The sequence below is a fragment of the Aquabacterium commune genome, assembly GCF_004362855.1.
GTDB classification, from domain to species: Bacteria; Pseudomonadota; Gammaproteobacteria; order Burkholderiales; family Burkholderiaceae_C; genus Aquabacterium; species Aquabacterium commune.
The window spans coordinates 1-16,883 of the sequence record NZ_SNXW01000020.1; the positions used below are offsets into that span (position 1 = coordinate 1).

Genomic DNA, 16,883 nt, shown 5'->3' on the forward strand with positions numbered 1-16,883 from the left:
TGCATCAAAAAGCAGCAGAGTAGGTTGAACACCTGGCTCAGTTTTAGATCGGCACACCCATCAAAAGTGGCTCAGTTTTCGGTCGGCGCCAACACCCCATCGTCACTGAGAGCCCAAATCCAGCTCGGAAGTCCGGTTATTTGCCTCGGCTTGCTTCACCAGCACTTTGAGAAACTTGACCACCTGAACAAGCGCCATGCTATCCTCCCCCATAGGATAAAAGTTTTCATGTCCGACACACTGCATCATCCCGGTCACAGCGCTTTGGTCAAGCGACTCAAGCGTGCCAGTGGTCACCTGTTGAATGTCATCGAAATGCTGGAAGCAGATCGCCCATGTGCCGATGTTGCTCAGCAACTTCATGCTGTTGAAAAGGCAATTGGTGCAGCGAAGAAAGCGTTGATCCATGAGCACCTCGATGAGTGCCTGAGCCGAGCGGTCCGCACAGCTCAGTCACAAGAAGCGTTGGCCGAGTTCAAAGACATGACCAAGTATTTGTGAGCAAAACCTTGTCACCGCGAGCCGATCAAAACCGCCCCTCCGCTTGGGCGATGGTCGGGCGTTGGTTGCTGCTCTTGCTTGTGGCATTTGACATCCTCAGTTCGCCATTTCACGCTCATAGCCACGACATCAGTGGTGGTGGGGAAATACAGTGGGAACATGGCGGGGCTGACATCGACCACGACGATGAAACCCACGCGGAAGCCCACGAACACCAGTTTGGTCATTCGCTGATTGCGCTCCAGCCGGCCGAAATGCCCCGGCTGTCCAAGCAAACGCTCTTGGACTGGTTCGTCGCACCGGCCGCCATCAAGATTCATGATGCTGCGGTCGTCGATCTGGTGCCCTCGACGGCCACACCAGACCATATTCCGATCCCTGACGACATTCTTTGGCGTCCGATCGGTCGGGCTCCCCCTACTCTCCACGTTTGAACCCATCGTGGCGCTGCGCCTTGCAGTGCCGGTTCTTAGCCGCCATGACGCTTGAGCGTTTGGCTGCATACGTGGAGTTTTCCCATGCACCCTCATGTGCGAGCGCGTCGTCTGACGCGCATAGTTGCCTGCGCCCTCGTGGCGGCGCAGATGCCCATCCTCGCCCAAGCTGCAGACGCACCGCCGTTTGGCATTTTGTTGGCACAAGCGCTGGCCGAATCGCCCGCATTTCTTGAACAGCAGGCCGACGTTGGAGCCGCTTTGGCCGATGCGGCCCAGGCCAAGGCATGGCCCAATCCAAGGCTTGATACGCTTGTCGAGAACCTTGGCGCGCCCCAAAGCGGAGGGCAGAGCCAGCGCCAAAGCACCTATTCGCTCACCCAGCCGCTAGAGATCCTTGGCCAACGCGCAGCCAGGGTTCAGGTCTCGGAACGCCAATTGGGTGTTGCCGAGGCGCGGCGATATCAGGCCAAGGTGGATTTCGCGGCCGATTTGGCCATCGCCCACGCGACCGTGGAAGCCATGTTGGCACGTAAGGCACTTGCACAGGATGATCTCAAGCGTGCCCAAGAAGATCTGCGTGCGGCAAGAGCGCAAGTCCAGGCTGGCCGGGAGGCCGACATTCGACAAGCGCAAGCGAGTGCCAGCGTGGCCGCCTCACAGGCTGCTGCCATCGCAGCAGATGCGGATACCTCCCAGGCATTGAATCGGTTGTCGATGTTGGCTGGTGCTTCTACGCCCTATACCGGCGTCAGCGAACGCTTGCTAGCCGTCGTCCGTCCAGCGGTGAATCCAGTCCAAGGCGAGTCGCTCGCCGTGGCCACCGCCCGCGCAGAGAGAGAGGCGTTGGAAGCACAGGTGACTGTTGAGCAGAAGAAATGGCTGCCTGACATCAATGTGAGTGCTGGAGTTCGCCGTTATGCCTGGAGCAGCCAGAGCGGCTACGTCCTTGGAGTCTCCGCATCAATTCCACTGTTCGATCAAAACGTCAATGGTGTTGCGGCCGCCAGGCAGCGCATCGCCGCAGCAGAAGCACGTCTGGCAGCAGCAGTTCTTCAAGCAGACGCCACGCGTCGCTCCGCGCAAGCGCAGGTAGGCGCCGCAGAGCAACGGCTGTTGGCTGCAACTGAGGGCGAGCAAGCGGCCTCGGAAGCCTATCGCCTTGGGCGCATTGGCTACGAGAGCGGCAAAACCTCCCTCATGGAACTGCTTGCAATACGAAGGGCATTGTCGGAGTCCAAGGGACTGACCATCGATGCTCAATTGGCACGTGTGCGTGCGCTGTCGGCGTTGGCTCAAGCCGACGGAAAACCGGCATTCGGAGATGAAAAATGACGGAAAAATCAATGTCCTCGAACTGGCCAAAAGTCGCCACCATTGCGGGGTTCGCCGCCGTTCTCGGCTTTGGCGCGGCTCGCCTGATGGCCCCGTCTCAGCCGGCGGAACGCTCGGCCCAACCTGAGGCAGCCAAGACGGCGGTCGCTTCTGCATCCCAGGCATCAGCGCCCGCTGGTGATGAAGTCAAAATCCCTGCGGCCTACCTCACTTCAGCCAATATCGGTGTTGAAGCGATTGGAAGCGGCGATGTCCGCCAAGAGATCCTGGCGCCAGCCACAGTCGTGCCGTCTCCGGGCAGCGAGGCCGTGCTTGTGGCCAAGGCTGCAGGCACCATCCAGCGAGTGGCCCCGCGATTGGGCGATGTCGTGCGCGCCGGCGAGGTGCTGGCCACATTGGAGAGTCAGGAGGCCGCAAGCATGGCCGCCGAGCGACGGGTGGCGCAGGCCAAACTCGATCTGTCTCGAAAGGCCTTTGATCGGGAGTCCAGTCTGTTCCAGCAAGGGGTGTCGCCACGTCAAGACATGGAGTCGGCTAAAGCAGCATTGGATGTCGCTGAAGCAGAAGCTCAGCGCGCCTCTTTGGTCGCCCGAGCAGCGAACGTATCGGCCGATGGCCGCGGCATCGCTGTGGTCAGTCCTATCGCCGGCCGAGTATCTGCGCAGAACGCCACACTCGGTGCTTATGTGTCGCTCAACGATGAGCTGTTTCGGGTGACGACACCCGGAGCCATGCAGATCGAGGCCTCGGTGACTGCCGCTGAAGCTGGTCGAATTGCACCCGGAGACACTGCCACGATCGTCACCAGCTCGGGTGCAGTCGTGCCAGCCTCCGTGCGTGCCGTGACACCTACCGTCAGCGGCAGTGCGCGCCGGGCCACAGTGGTGCTAAGCCTGCAAGCACCCAATGCAGCAGTTCCCGCTCTTGTCGTGGGTGAAGGTGTACAGGTCCGTTTGCATGGCCGCTCAGGCGAAAGTGGTGGGCTGATGATCCCTGAGGAAGCGGTGCAGAACCTTAATGGTCGAGACGTACTTTTCGTCCGCACCGAGCTTGGCTTTCGCCCAACACCTGTCTTGGTCGGATCCCGCAGTGGTGGCCTTGCCCAGATTGTGTCTGGCATCAAGGCCGGCGAACGAGTAGCAACGCGCAATGCGTTTTTGGTCAAAGCTGAGGCGAAGAAAAACGCGGGAGAAGACGAATGATCAACGGCATTCTTCAAGGCGCGGTACGCCTTCGTTGGCTCGTGTTGTTCATGACTGCCGTGGTGGCGGTCATCGGAGCATGGCAACTCAAGTTGCTACCCATTGATGTCACGCCAGACATCACCAACAAGCAAGTTCAGATCAACACGGTGATTCCCACGCTGAGCCCGGTGGAAATCGAGAAGCGCGTGACCTATCCGATTGAGACGGCATTGGCTGGTCTCAATGGCGTGGAGCGGACCCGCTCGTTTTCGCGCAATGGGTTCAGCCAGGTCACGGCGATCTTCAAAGAGGATGCCGACCTCTATTTCATGCGGCAGCAGGTGACTGAGCGCTTGGCCCAGGCTCGCCCCAACTTGCCGGAAGGCGCCGAGCCGCAAATGGGACCGGTGTCCACCGGGCTGGGGGAAATTTTCCACTACAGCGTCGAATTTGCGAATCCAGATCGCAAGAGCGACAAGATTCAGGATGGCAAGCCAGGTTGGCAAAGTGACGGCAGCTTCCTAACGGACGCTGGAGATCGCCTGGCCGAACGCGTTGCTCAACTGGCTTACTTGCGCACCGTTCAGGACTGGGTCGTTCGCCCGCAGTTGCGCACAACGCCCGGTGTGGCCGATGTGGACTCCCTGGGCGGCTATGTCAAGGAATACGTCGTCGAGCCCGACCCGGCCAAGCTGGCTGCCTTTGGCGTTTCGATATCCGAGCTGGGACAAGCCCTGGAGAATGCCAACCTGTCGGTCGGCGCGAACTACGTGCAACGTTCTGGCGAGTCCTACCTCGTGCGCGCGGATGCTCGCATTCAGACCACCGACGAGATGATGCGCGCTGTGGTGACCCAACGTGATGGCATGCCCGTGACCCTTGGGCAAGTGGCAACAGTGAACGTCGGAGGCGAACTCCGTTCTGGAGCAGCCAGCCGCAACGGGTACGAGACAGTGGTGGGCAGCGCCCTCATGTTGGTCGGAGAAAACAGCCGAACCGTGGCACAGGCCGTGGGCGAGAAGCTCAAGGAAATCTCTAAAACAATGCCTGCGGGCGTCGTGATTGTTCCGACTTTGGACCGTTCTCAGCTTGTGGTCGCCACGATTTCGACGGTGGGGCGCAACCTGGCGGAAGGAGCCTTGCTGGTCGTGGTCATCTTGTTTGCGCTTCTGGGCAACGTGCGTGCAGCATTGATCGCTGCGCTCGTGATTCCCTTGTCGATGCTGATCAGCGCGATTGGCATGAATGCGCTGAAGATCTCCGGCAACCTCATGAGCCTGGGAGCCTTGGATTTCGGTTTGATCATCGATGGCGCGGTCATCATCGTAGAGAACGCGATGCGGCGTTTGGCCCACAGGCAGCAAGCAGAAGGTCGTTTGCTAACCTTGAAGGAGCGCTTGTCGGAGGTCATCGAGTCGTCGCGCGAAATGGTGAAGCCAACGGTCTACGGGCAATTGGTGATCTTTCTCGTCTTCCTGCCTTGCCTTACTTTTGAAGGTGTCGAGGGCAAGATGTTCTCGCCCATGGTCATCACGCTGATGCTGGCTCTCGCTTCAGCCTTTGTGCTGTCGTTGACCTTCGTTCCAGCAATGGTGGCGGTACTGCTTTCAAAAGAAATCCAAGAAAAGGATGTGAAGGTCATCGCTGCGACCAAGCGCCGATACGAGCCCTGGTTGAAGCATGCGGTGAGCAGGCCCTGGCCTTATCTGGGCGCAGCCACAGGGGTGCTCGTTCTGGCGGGCGTGGTATTTGGCTTTGTCGGCAGGGAATTCATGCCTACGTTGGATGAACAAAACCTCAACCTCTCTTCAGTGCGGATTCCATCCACATCCATCGAGCAGTCTGCCGCCATTGACCTGCCACTTGAGCGGGCTGTCCTCAGTCTGCCCGAAGTGAAGACCGTTTACTCAAAGGCTGGTACTGCCAGTTTGGCAGCCGACCCCATGCCTCCTAACGCATCGGATAACTACATCATCCTCAAGCCCAAGGACGAGTGGCCTGAGGGGGTCACCACCAAAGAACAGGTGATCGAGCGCATCCGGGAAAAGACAGCGCCATTGGTCGGAAACAACTATGACGTCACCCAGCCCATCGAAATGCGCTTCAACGAACTGATCGGAGGCGTGCGCAGCGACGTGGCGGTGAAGATCTACGGTGATGACCTGGATGAGCTTGCAGCCAGTGCCCAAAAAATTGCGGCGGTGTTGCGCAAGACGCCAGGTTCTTCCGATGTGCGTGTTGCTCAAACGGGCGGGTTCCCGACCTTCGACATTCGCTTCGACCGCACGGCCATTGCCCGTTATGGCTTGACCGTCAAGGAGGTTGCCGACACGGTGTCCACAGCACTTGCTGGCAGGCCTTCTGGCCAGATTTTTGAGGGCGACCGCCGATTCGACATCGTGGTGCGTCTGCCTGGTGCGCAGCGAAGCAACCTTGATGTCCTGGGATCATTGCCTGTCATGTTGCCCGAGAACGGCGGCAAGACCAGATCATCCATCCCTCTGAAAGAACTGGTGCAATTCCGTTTTACCGAGGGTTTGAATGAAATCAGCCGAGACAACGGCAAACGCCGAATCTACGTCGAGGCCAACGTCGTTGGTCGTGACTTGGGTGGTTTCGTTGATGACGCTGCCAAGCGAATCGATGCAGAGGTGAAATTGCCTTCGGCAACATGGATTGAATGGGGCGGTCAGTTCCAGAATCTACAGGCGGCAACCAAGCGTTTGGCGATCATCGTGCCCGCCTGCTTTGTTCTGATCGCAGCCACTTTGTACCTGGCGATCGGCAATGTCGCATTGACGGCCACCGTGTTGGCTGCCATTCCGTTGGCCTTGGCCGGTGGCGTATTCGCGCTTGCGTGGCGTGGCATCCCGTTCTCGATTTCAGCATCCGTCGGCTTCATTGCTGTTTCAGGCGTTGCTGTTCTCAACGGTCTTGTCCTGATCTCAGCGATCAGAAAACGTCTGGACGAAGGACTGGGGGCCAATGCGGCGGTCATTGAAGGGGCCATGGAGCGCGTGCGTCCCGTGCTCATGACCGCATTGGTGGCATCGCTCGGCTTCGTTCCCATGGCACTTGGAACTGGCACCGGAGCAGAAGTGCAAAGACCTCTGGCGACGGTGGTCATCGGTGGGCTGGTCACTGCCACGGTACTCACGCTGTTTGTCCTGCCTGCGCTATGTGGGATGGTGCTCAGGCGCCGGGAGATAACTTCCGGCTCATCGCCCCGAGCCGACATCCCAGATGCGCTGAAGACATAACCGGTGTTGGGGACCGCTTCGGCGATGCAGATTCATGATCTGAGTTTGTACAGAAGCCACGCTTCTTGACGCTTTCGGTGCGGTGAAAGCCGCTCCTTCCTTTCAATCATTTACGAGGAACTTCTATGTTTGGACGTATTGGCCGGCCGCTCCTTGGGGTCGTATTTTTGATCGCAACCTTGGCCGCGCAGGCCCACGGTATTTCAGAGGCCGACAAACAGCGCATGCTCGATGGCGGCTATTTGCAGTACATCGGCCTGGGGGCCAGCCACATGCTGACCGGCTACGACCATTTGCTGTTTCTCTTCGGCGTCGTCTTCTTCCTGACGAAGTTCTCCGATGTGGCGAAGTTCGTTACCGTCTTCACCCTTGGGCACTGCATCACGCTGATCTCTGCGACCTTCCTGCAGATCACGTGGAACTTCTGGCTGGTGGATGCACTGATTGCCATCAGCGTGATGTACAAGGCCTTCGACAACAACGGTGGCTTCCAGAAGCACCTGAACTGCAACTCACCTAACTTGCTCGCGGTCGTCTTCGGATTTGGGCTGCTTCATGGCTTTGGCCTGTCTACCCGACTGCAGCAGTTGCCACTGGGCGAAGACGCAGTTGCCATGTTGATGCGAATTCTCAGCTTCAACGTTGGCGTTGAACTCGGGCAAATTGCCGCGCTTACTGTCATGGTTTGGGTGCTCTCGCTGTGGCGCAAGCACGCATCGTTCTCCCGCTTCAGCACGCTGGCCAATAACTGTTTGATGGCCGTGGGCGCTTTGCTGCTGCTCATGCAATTGCATGGCTATCAACACGACAGCGGCGCCGAGGAGTTCCGTTTTCCTACAAAGGAACACGAACACGCTCATGAGGACCTTGAGGTCGACAAGAGCGTTCAGACCGACCGCGAGAGCCTTTGACGGCGTCGCACTCACTTTCACCACCAACCGATGGAGTTATCCATGAAAAAACTGATTTCTATTGCAACCATGTTGGCCGGCCTCGGCCTGTCGAGCCAAGCCCTGGCAAGCGGCGCCGCTGATTGCCACTTTCATGGCTTAGCGCAGGCCAACCAAGAGACAGTGTCTCAATGCGCCGTGAAACGTCAAAAAGGCTTGATCGCTGCAGGCAAGATCGATAAGTCTTGGGATGGTGCGAAACCGACCGCCATTGAGCAGGTTGACGGCAAACGCGCCAAGGAATGGAAGGTGACCTTCAACGATCCGGCTGCGGCTGACAAAGCCAAAGAGAACCTGTACATGTTCTTCACGCTGCAGGGCAATTTCATTGCTGCCAATTTCTCGGGCAAGTAAATCGTGAAGCAACCCCGCAGCTCTCTTGCAGGGCTAGCGGGGCCTGCTTTTTGGCAACGGAGGAGAACTGGCATGCTCGATGTTCTGAAGAACCGCACTTACCGGCATTTGTTTTTCGCGCAGGTCATCGCGTTGGTAGGCACTGGCCTGGCTACAGTTGCGCTTGGGCTTCTGGCCTACGACATCGCCGGAGCGGACGCGGGCGCGGTGTTGGGAACTGCCCTGGCGATCAAGATGGTGGCCTACATTGGAGTGGCCCCCATCGCTTCTGCGTTTGCGGAGCGCGTGCCCCGACGTACGCTGTTGGTGACGCTTGATCTGGTGCGTGCCGCAGTCGCCGTCTCTCTGCCATTTGTCACCGAGGTGTGGCAGGTCTATGTGCTGATCTTCGTTCTGCAGTCCGCGTCGGCTGGCTTCACCCCGACGTTCCAAGCCACCATTCCCGATGTCCTTCCCAAGGAAGAAGACTATACGAAGGCGCTGTCGCTATCGCGTTTGGCATATGACCTTGAAAATCTGGCAAGCCCAGCCTTGGCTGCGGCATTGTTGACGGTGGTGAGCTTCCACAGCTTGTTCTTAGGAACGGTTGTCGGCTTTGTGGCTTCGGCTCTGCTTGTGGTGTCGGCCATGCTCCCCAAAGCAAAAATGCCTCCGCGAAGAAGTGTTTACGAGCGAACCACCCGTGGCAGCCGCATCTATCTGGCAACGCCTAGATTGCGTGGCCTGCTCGCACTCAACCTAACTGCAGCTTCAGCAAGTGCCATGGTGATCGTCAACACGGTGGTGATCGTCCAAAGTAGCCTCCGGCTTGGCCAGAACGCCACGGCGATGGCATTGGCAGCGTTTGGTGCCGGCTCCATGCTGGTGGCATTTGGCTTGCCTCGTTTACTTGGTCGCTTGTCGGACCGGCGTGTGATGTTGACGGGCGCGACCATCTTGGCCGTTGGGCTGCTCACGGGGCCGGTGCTCATGACAAGCTTCACCGCGTTGGTGGCCTTGTGGCTAACGCTTGGTGTGGGCTACTCCTTGGTTCAAACGCCATCAGGTAGGCTCTTGAGGCGCTCGGCACATGAGGAGGATCGTCCAGCACTGTTCGCGGCACAGTTCGCGTTGTCCCATGCCTGTTGGCTGATCACGTACCCCGTGGCTGGATGGTTGGGTGCACGCGCGGGGCTGGGCACCAGCTTCACAGTGCTCGGTTTGACGGCGGGTATTGCAGCTTTGGTTAGCGCCCGGCTATGGCCCCAGGCCGATCCCAATGAATTGCATCATGAACATCCGGATCTGGATGATGGAGATGAACACTTGAAATCATTCCGGCCGGCAGGCGACCATGTCCACGACTTCGTGATTGATGACCTTCATGCTCGATGGCCTGTCACGCCAAGAAATCAGCATGGCGACCCAACTGGTCGCAATCATCCATGATGCATTTTGCCGACGGCAAAGGTCGAGCGAAGTGAGTTAAGTCGAGCCCACTACTTTGGGCTGTACCTCCCAGCCAATGCGGTGGGCGGCCTGAGTGGCGTCATGGCGAGCATCATCCTCAGAGTGGACGTAGATGCTTGTTGTGCTGATGGTCGCATGGCCAAAGTTGTCGCGTACCGACTTGATGGCCAAGCCTGCGTCGGTCATGTGCGTGCCTGCGGTATGACGAAGCCAGTGGGTGGATGCCGCCTCGATCTGGCTGGCAACCCCTTCCCATGCCGCACCCTGGGCACGCAACCGCTGGGCGGTATTGCGCATGACCTCCTTGACGATCTCATGAATAGCACTGCGGGCCAGGGGTTTGCCTCTGCCGATGATGGGCAGCACGAGTGGTGTGAATTCGTTGGCGCTGGGCAAAGCGGGCATGCCAATGACCTTGCGGTAGTTCACTAGCTCAACCATCAACTCGGCTGTGGCGGGAATGGTGCGGGACTTGCTGCCTTTGCCCACCACCTCAAGCCACCAGCGCTCAACGCCTGACCGATCTTTCCTTAGATAGAAACTGCCCATCGTGCTGGAGTTAATCTCCGAGACCCGCAGCCCGCCAATGTAGAGCAGTGAGAAAAGCCAGCGGCAGCGGGCGCCATGAATCACCTCACGTGCTGACTCAGCTGGCATTGACAAAATCGTGGCTTTGACTTCAGTCCAGTGCTCATGCGGCAGGAAACGGTTGGTTTGCTTTGGCCCAGAACGTTGCCTGCGCCGTCCAAGGGAAAGTGGATTGCCAGCCAAATATCCCGCCTCGACAAGCCAAGAAAACATCGCATTGAGAATAGACAGGGCCTGACGCTGACTGGCTGGCGACAAGGGGCCGGCAAATGGGCGCCAATGGGGCGAGTCACGCCCCGGACGCTGGCGAACGGTCATGACCCAACGCGCGGCCGGCTGCGGGTCGGTGAGGAACCGTTCGTACAGCAACAGGTCCTCATGCGCTAAAGACGACATGGCCAACCCGCGCTGGTGCACACACCACAAGAGCAGCCTTTCGGCCTCCTTGCGATAGGCACTCAAGGTCGCCGGCGTGTCCGCGTACCGGGCCAGCCAAGAGAGCACTGCTGAGTAGTCGTCATCGGCTTGCACCTGACGCTGGCCGCGGCCTCGATTGCCGCCATCGACCCCAGTCAGGTGAACGGGAATCAGCACTTGATCGATCGTGGTGATGGCTTCCAAGGGCGTCAATGGGGAGAAAGTGATCCGAGCCATATTCTATGGACATTAGAGAGGTTATGTCCATAGATTTGGAAATATGTTGATGAAACTAACGTATTACGTTGTAATTGCGATCTATGAGCATCGAATCAGAGATCCAAGCCGAAGTCGAGGCCTTGAAGGCGCGATTCCCGGAAACGAAATCGTTGTACCGGGAGGTCTGCGCCTTGCTGTTCTTCCGGCATGGCATCACGCCCACAGCCAACAAGCTCTACCAGTTCGTGCGCAAGGGCTCAATGAGCGCGCCATCGGATGCGCTGACCCATTTTTGGGAAGAGCTGCGTGGCAAGGCGCAGGTTCAAATCGATCATCCAGATTTACCGGACGCCCTCAAAGCGGCCACCGCTGATGCCTTGCAGGTACTCTGGGTGCAAGCGACTGAGTTGGCCAGGGGTGAGACTCAAGTGCTGAGGGTGGAGGCCAAAGCCGAAGTCCAAGTCGCGCAGCAAGAACAGCAGCGTGAGCACCAGCGTGCCGAAAGTGCCATCGCACAGATCGCGACCCTTCAAGAGAACCTGGTTGCGGCATCTGCGGCCTTGCGCGATCGCGATTTAGACCTGGAAGCGGAGCGTCGCAAGCATGCAGCCACGGCCGGGCGCAGCCAAGAGCTACAACGCCAGATCAGCGAATTGCAGGGGCAATTGGAGCGTGCAAGGGCGGATTTCAGTATCGAGCTGGAAAAGGGCCGCCAGGCCATCGCGTCTGCCGATGAGCGTGCCGCTGGCGCGCAGCGCCATGCGTTGATGGAGGTTGATCAGGAGCGCATGGCCAGGGCTCGCCTGGAAAAGCAGGCTGAGGCGCTGCGAAGTCAGTTGGTCGATCTGGAAGGTAGGCGCAGTGCCCAGGAGGCTGAGTCTGCTGCCGCCAAGGCCCGCTTGAAGGCAGAGCTTGATGCCGCGCGGCTAGAGGTACGCGGGCAAGCAGGCGTCATCGAACGCCACGGACAGGCTATGACGCAAGCCCAGCAGCAGTTGGCAGCCGCCCAGCAGGAGGTCGTTCAGCACAAGACTGAAGCGCAGACGCTGCGAGCTCTGGTTGCGCAGTTCCGTCCAACTGAAAAGGGGGAACGCAGCAAGAAGGCAAAGGCGACCTAGGTTAGGGTTATCCCTTTATTGAAAGCGGGAGTTTTTGCACCGAAACCGAGATCACCCCGCGTTGAGGCCCAAGCGGAGTCGGCCAAAGCTTTGGCCGATTTGGAGACCGAGCAGGAGCGGGCCAGCGGCCTGGAAGCGCGCGCGCATGAGTTGCAAGAGCGTCTTGATGAGCTGGCTGCCCAGTTCCAGGCGCGCAGCGCAGAACTGGAGACCGAGCGCCGCGCGCATGCCGCCACCATGGCACGTACTGAGGCGCTGCAGCGCCAGGTCGGTGAATTGCAAGCCCAGCAGGAGCGCATCCGAGCGGACTTCAGTGCAGATCTCGAAAAGGGGCGAGCGACCATCGAGGCCGCCAATGAGCGAGCCGCGGGCGCTGAGCGCCGGGCACTGCGTGAAATCGAGCTGGAGCGCTCAGCCAGGGGCACTGCCGAGAAGCAGCTAGAGGGTGCACGCACCAAACTAGCCGAGACCGAACGCCAGAGTCAAGCTAAAGCGTTGGAGTTCGTCAAGGCAAACTCCCGGATCAGCGCGGAACTGGAGGCCGCCAAGACCGCAATCGGGAACCTCACCGTAGCGTCCGACGCCCAGGGTCAGCAACTCCAAAACGCCCAGCAGCAGGCCTCACAGTTCAAGGCCGAAGCGGAAACCTTGCGTATGTTGGTCGAGCAGTTCAAGCCGGTTGTTCAGACTAAGCCCGTGCGCTCCAAACGCAGCGCTGGCTGAGTGGCAAAAACTGTCGTTAGAACAATGACTTAGTTAACTTTCTGCGGATTTTTCAGGAATCACGGCCGACCCTCCTTGTCATCGCGGGTCTAGGGTGGTGGCGTGCGGGCAGGGTACGTACGATCAGCAGGTAAGCTCACACTTACACAGCTGGCTCTAAGTAGCCCATTGCATGGGGCCGGCTCCCTACGAGTCGGCCCCGCGACTACTTATTCAATTTTCAGATGAAAGCCGGCCGCTTTATAGCCAGATGGCTTATGAGCGAAAAATGGCTTTATCCCGGCATGCCCCCTAGACGCGGGCAAGTTCAGGCCACTACGTCCGTTCTCCGGGTCTTAGCGTACGATTTTTTCCGTTTTCTGAAGCGACCCCTGGAGGAACAGACATCCACCAAAGACACGAATTGCTGGACAGAACTGCTCATATGTCCACAGCGAGAAGAGGCTGAAGGCCTGCCCGGAACGAAGACCATGCCGCTCTTTTAAACGCATAAGACAACCGCACTTAATGATGTTGTCGCTTATGTGCCATTTCTGACCTTATCGCCTGCGGCGCCCCTCTACCGAGGGGCGCCAAATACAAAACCAACACCACCGAGTGTTCGCGCGCCCGCCATGGACAACTAGCCCGCCCACAGGATAGAACCTGTGGACGGCCCCTGCGGGGTCCGCCAGTTGCCCACAGCTCCCCGGCAATGGCGTGCGCCCGTGGACTGCTCGACCCGCCCACACAAGTGTGGACGGCCCTTCGGGTACGTCGGCAGACCACCGCCGCCCACCTCGACCACCATGTGTTTAAAACAAGACCAAACCCCGCGCGTCATCACCCATCGAACGCAAGAGGAACCACCGACCATGGCACGGAAGCCTCATAGGGCAACGCTATTTCCACTGACACGCCAGAGGCCCCTGATACCTGATGCGCAGCAAACTTAACATCAGCAGCCTTGGGGAAATCAACCTCCACAACGGAGGTGGCCACAGGCTTAGTCAGTTCATCAAGCACGTGCTTGGGGTTGTAAGCCGGAACCCCAGAAATTTCCGTCACCCCAGTTCCAGCCCGGCGACGAGTGCGTCCAGGTCGATCATCTTGCCGTCGCTCTGGAAGGTGTAGGCCTATTCAGCGGGATGTGCCGCCAGGCCGCCGGCGATATCTGCGTGATCAGCGCAAGCGCCTTGGCGTTGCCGCCCGCCTCGTACTTCGTCAGCAGTGATGCTGAAACATGTCGTACGCACGTAGCGCACGCTTTATTGTGCCGGCACGATGTTCGTAATTAGGAGCGCGCGCCCCTGCCGCACGATCAGAAACCGCACCCTATCGCCAGGATGCAGATGGTCAAGAATGGACGCATCATTTACGGGATATGCCATAGTCGTTGCCGGTACATCCAGAGCGTCGATGGATTCATGCTTCAGCGTGACGGTGCTTCCGTCCTTGTTGACTTGGCGTACCTCGCCATTGAACAAGCGCGCCTTCTCCATCGGTCTGGCGTCAGGTTCCCGCGTACCTCCTTGTCCGCCCGTCGTACCATGGTTGTGCTGCGCCAGAGCAGAGGCGGAAAACCCGATGGTCAGCAGAATTGCAAGTAGAGATTTTAATTTCACCGTGGTTTCCTCATCGATACGGTTTTCGTAAGCCTTCAAACGCAGCCAAATCCAGATACCCAAAAACTTGGCCGGCATTGCGCCAGCCAAGTGTCCGCACCATCGGTATGGCGAGTATACGGATGCGACTCAGAACTTGTAGCTCACGCCTACTTCAAAGTTGCGCTCCGCGCCAGGGAAGATGCCGTCCGGATTGCGGCTGGCGATGTACTTCTTGTCAAACAGGTTGCGCACCGTGCCGAACACACTCAACTGCTTATCCACCGTGTAGTGTGCGTTGAGAGTATAGACCGTGTAAGCTGGGATTTCGCCGCGGCGGCCGTCTGCGTTTTCGGCGATGGTATTTTCCGGATCGACGAACTGGCGCGAAACATAGTTGGCGCCAAGACTGGCCTTGAGTCCGCCCGTCTTGTAGCTCAGCGCCAAGTTCGAGGTCAGCTTCGGCGCATAGGGCAAGCGGTTGCCGTTGCGGTCGATGCCGGCGACGATCTTGGCACTGTTGAACTTGGCGGTCGGCACCCAGGTGGCGTTGGCATCCACGCCCCAGCCCGCACCGAGGTCATAGCCGATCGCGCCCTCCAGCCCCTGATTCAGGGTCTTGCCGGCGTTGGTGACGGTGGCGCCGACGCCGCCCGATTCGGACTGCGGAATGATCTGGTTGGCGAAGTCCATGTAGAACGCGGTGGCCTCATAGCTCAGGCGTTCGGCCTTGCCGCGCACGCCCAGCTCGAAGTTGGTCGAGCGTTCGGCGTCGAGGTTTTGGTCCACGCCTGAGCCGCTGATCGCGGTGGCGACCATCGCCGGCGAGAAGCCCTTGAACGCGCCGGCGAAGAGTTGCGTCTTCGGCGTGACCTGCCAGGTCGCACCGATGCCGGGCATCACCTCGGTATTGTTGGCCTTGCCTGAAACACCAGTCAGTTCGTTGGTACGACTCTGGTTATAGCTCTCGATGCGCAGGCCGGGCGTGATTGCGATGCGCTCGCTCACGATGAAGCGGTTCTGAGCGTAGAAGGCGATGCCTTCAGCTTTCTGGGTATCGTCGGTGGTCAGGATGCCGGAGCGCGCATTGGGGTCCGTTTTAGATTGCAGCTTCGTATTGTCCAGCCTGTCGCTGTGCAGGCGGATACCGATTTCCGTTTCGTTCTTCATGCCGAAGCTGCCGTGGGCGATTTGCAGGCGGCTGTCCACGCCCATCATTTCGAAGGTGCGATTGTTGCCGCTCATGCAGAAGGCGAGGCCGTTACATGGGACGAAGGTCGTGCCGTCAGCGTTGCGTGCCTGCACTTCCCTGCGCCAGTAGTCGCGCGTCAGCTCGGACCAGTAGAACAGCGTCTTCAGCGTCACTGTGTCGCTGATCTCGTATTCGTGATTGATGTCGAACGACGTCCGATTGGTGAGGAACCAGTCGTTCGGTGCAGGGTTCTTGGTCGGATCGTTGCGAAATTCGTTCGGACGCAGGCCGACGTACGAAGTATTCACCTTGTTGTCGTAATAGGTGAGTTTGGCGGCGATCCACTGTTTGTCGCCCAATGCCATGCCCCCCTTGAGCACGACATCATTCATGTCGAAACGGTTGTTGCGGAAACCGTCACCTTGGGTGGTCACCATGCTGATGCCGCCGATCGCCTCGCCCGACGACGCCACGCCGCCGGCATCTAGGCCGAGCAGGCGATAGCCGTGCGAGCCGGCCTTGGCCGTGACCTTGACACCCTCCTCGGGATTCTTGGTCTTGTAGTTGATCACGCCGCCGATCGTGGTCGGCCCGTAGCGCAGACCCGCTGCGCCCTTCAGTACCTCGATGCTCTGCATGCGCTCGATGCGCGGGCTGTAGTACGACTCGTTGGCCAGGAACAGCCCGGGCGCGACCGGCACGCCATCTTCCAGCACCAGCAGCTTCTGGCTGCGGTTCGGATTGAGGCCGCGCATGCCGATGTTGGGAATGAAACCGTAGCCTTCCTCCTCGCGCACGACGATGCCGGGCACTGACTTCAGTGCATCCTGGGTCGATACTGGCTGCTTGAGTTCCAGTGCCCCCTTGTCAATCACGGCTACCGAGCCCGGTTGCTTGGCAACGGCCTGTTCGCCTTTGCCGATCACGTCGATGCGCGGTAGCTCGACCTCGGTCGCCAGTGCGAGGGTTGAGGCACCCAGTGCCAGCGCGACCGCCGCGGCTACGCGGCGTGGCGCGGAAGGAAATATCGTTACACGGTCTTGTCTTTTCATGATGCCATCCTCGTCATCCGGATATGTGGATGTTGTCGTGCTGGCTAGCTATCGTCGGAAGGACAAATGGCTGGCTTGCGGTGATTGAATGAAACTGGTGTGCAGTTCTTGAGACTCAGATCGACAGCACGTCGCTGAGGCCGCTCGCCATCGATGACAAGTACCTAGTGCCGCGATGCGAAGCTGATTGACGTACAACCGTTAATGATAACAGTTCGTATTCATCAAGTAAAACTCAAGCAAGAGGCTATATCGCCAGACCGTCGTAAAACATCTGTTTTACGACACATCTGCAACAGTCACATGCACCAACCTCTGGATGGCCTTAAAATTGTGCGGAAAACTCTGTCGCCATGCGCTACCATACGGAAACCTATTTTAGATGGTTATCCGCTTATGTTGGTAGGCTACATGCGCGTGTCGTCGGATTGTCATTTTCAGAAGACGACTGCACCAATTAACTGGACGTAACGCCCGGAGTGCAGTCAGCTCCTGATAACCAAATATCAGAAGTCATCGTCACC

The 16,883-nt window shown here is 58.7% G+C and carries 13 protein-coding genes; 10 read left to right on the plus strand and 3 right to left on the minus strand.

What is annotated here, in order from left to right:
- From EV672_RS19400 to EV672_RS18020, 8 genes are all read left to right on the plus strand, one after another.
- Nucleotides 1-501: metal-sensing transcriptional repressor (locus EV672_RS19400; protein WP_424923182.1), on the plus strand; the 501-nt coding region annotated here is incomplete at its 5' end.
- Entirely contained in the window at nucleotides 498-935 is a 438-nt protein-coding gene (locus tag EV672_RS17990; protein ID WP_133611337.1) for a hypothetical protein, read from the plus strand. The genes EV672_RS19400 and EV672_RS17990, both read left to right, overlap by 4 nt.
- 150 nt (nucleotides 936-1,085) lie before the next feature.
- The gene (locus EV672_RS17995) at nucleotides 1,086-2,270 is read left to right on the plus strand and encodes a TolC family protein (protein ID WP_208110809.1); all 1,185 of its coding nucleotides are present in this window, start codon (nucleotides 1,086-1,088) and stop codon (nucleotides 2,268-2,270) included.
- 11 nt (nucleotides 2,271-2,281) lie between these two features.
- Nucleotides 2,282-3,472: an efflux RND transporter periplasmic adaptor subunit gene (locus EV672_RS18000; protein WP_279536351.1), complete on the plus strand. Its 1,191-nt coding sequence runs from the start codon at nucleotides 2,282-2,284 to the stop codon at nucleotides 3,470-3,472.
- Nucleotides 3,469-6,714 (plus strand): CusA/CzcA family heavy metal efflux RND transporter, encoded by a 3,246-nt coding sequence (locus EV672_RS18005; protein ID WP_133611339.1) that lies wholly within the window; start codon nucleotides 3,469-3,471, stop codon nucleotides 6,712-6,714. The genes EV672_RS18000 and EV672_RS18005 overlap by 4 nt, the downstream gene beginning before the upstream one ends.
- Nucleotides 6,715-6,839: 125 nt before the next feature.
- Complete coding sequence (locus EV672_RS18010) at nucleotides 6,840-7,625, plus strand: HupE/UreJ family protein (protein ID WP_133611340.1); 786 nt, start codon at nucleotides 6,840-6,842, stop codon at nucleotides 7,623-7,625.
- Between the two features lie 42 nt (nucleotides 7,626-7,667).
- Nucleotides 7,668-8,018, plus strand: coding sequence for a DUF6488 family protein (locus EV672_RS18015; RefSeq protein ID WP_133611341.1), 351 nt, complete (start codon nucleotides 7,668-7,670; stop codon nucleotides 8,016-8,018).
- A gap of 72 nt (nucleotides 8,019-8,090) precedes the next feature.
- Nucleotides 8,091-9,446 (plus strand): MFS transporter, encoded by a 1,356-nt coding sequence (locus tag EV672_RS18020; protein ID WP_133611342.1) that lies wholly within the window; start codon nucleotides 8,091-8,093, stop codon nucleotides 9,444-9,446.
- A gap of 36 nt (nucleotides 9,447-9,482) precedes the next feature.
- Here the strand turns inward: EV672_RS18020 and EV672_RS18025 are convergent, their stop codons facing one another.
- The gene (locus tag EV672_RS18025) at nucleotides 9,483-10,676 is read right to left on the minus strand and encodes a tyrosine-type recombinase/integrase (RefSeq protein ID WP_341770498.1); all 1,194 of its coding nucleotides are present in this window, start codon (nucleotides 10,674-10,676) and stop codon (nucleotides 9,483-9,485) included.
- 116 nt (nucleotides 10,677-10,792) lie between these two features.
- Here EV672_RS18025 and EV672_RS18030 point away from each other — a divergent pair, with 116 nt between their 5' ends.
- Both EV672_RS18030 and EV672_RS18035 read left to right on the plus strand, forming a co-directional pair.
- Nucleotides 10,793-11,809, plus strand: a complete 1,017-nt coding sequence (locus EV672_RS18030; protein ID WP_133611344.1) for a DNA-binding protein — start codon at nucleotides 10,793-10,795, stop codon at nucleotides 11,807-11,809.
- Nucleotides 11,810-11,899: 90 nt separating this feature from the next.
- Nucleotides 11,900-12,532, plus strand: coding sequence for a hypothetical protein (locus EV672_RS18035; RefSeq protein ID WP_133611345.1), 633 nt, complete (start codon nucleotides 11,900-11,902; stop codon nucleotides 12,530-12,532).
- A 1,247-nt stretch (nucleotides 12,533-13,779) separates the two neighbouring features.
- On the opposite strand, the gene EV672_RS18040 is transcribed toward EV672_RS18035, so the two are convergent.
- Nucleotides 13,780-14,214, minus strand: coding sequence for a copper-binding protein (locus tag EV672_RS18040; protein ID WP_133611346.1), 435 nt, complete (start codon nucleotides 14,212-14,214; stop codon nucleotides 13,780-13,782).
- A 51-nt stretch (nucleotides 14,215-14,265) separates the two neighbouring features.
- Entirely contained in the window at nucleotides 14,266-16,359 is a 2,094-nt protein-coding gene (locus EV672_RS18045) for a TonB-dependent receptor family protein (RefSeq protein WP_133611347.1), read from the minus strand.
- Between the last annotated feature and the right edge of the window lie 524 nt (nucleotides 16,360-16,883).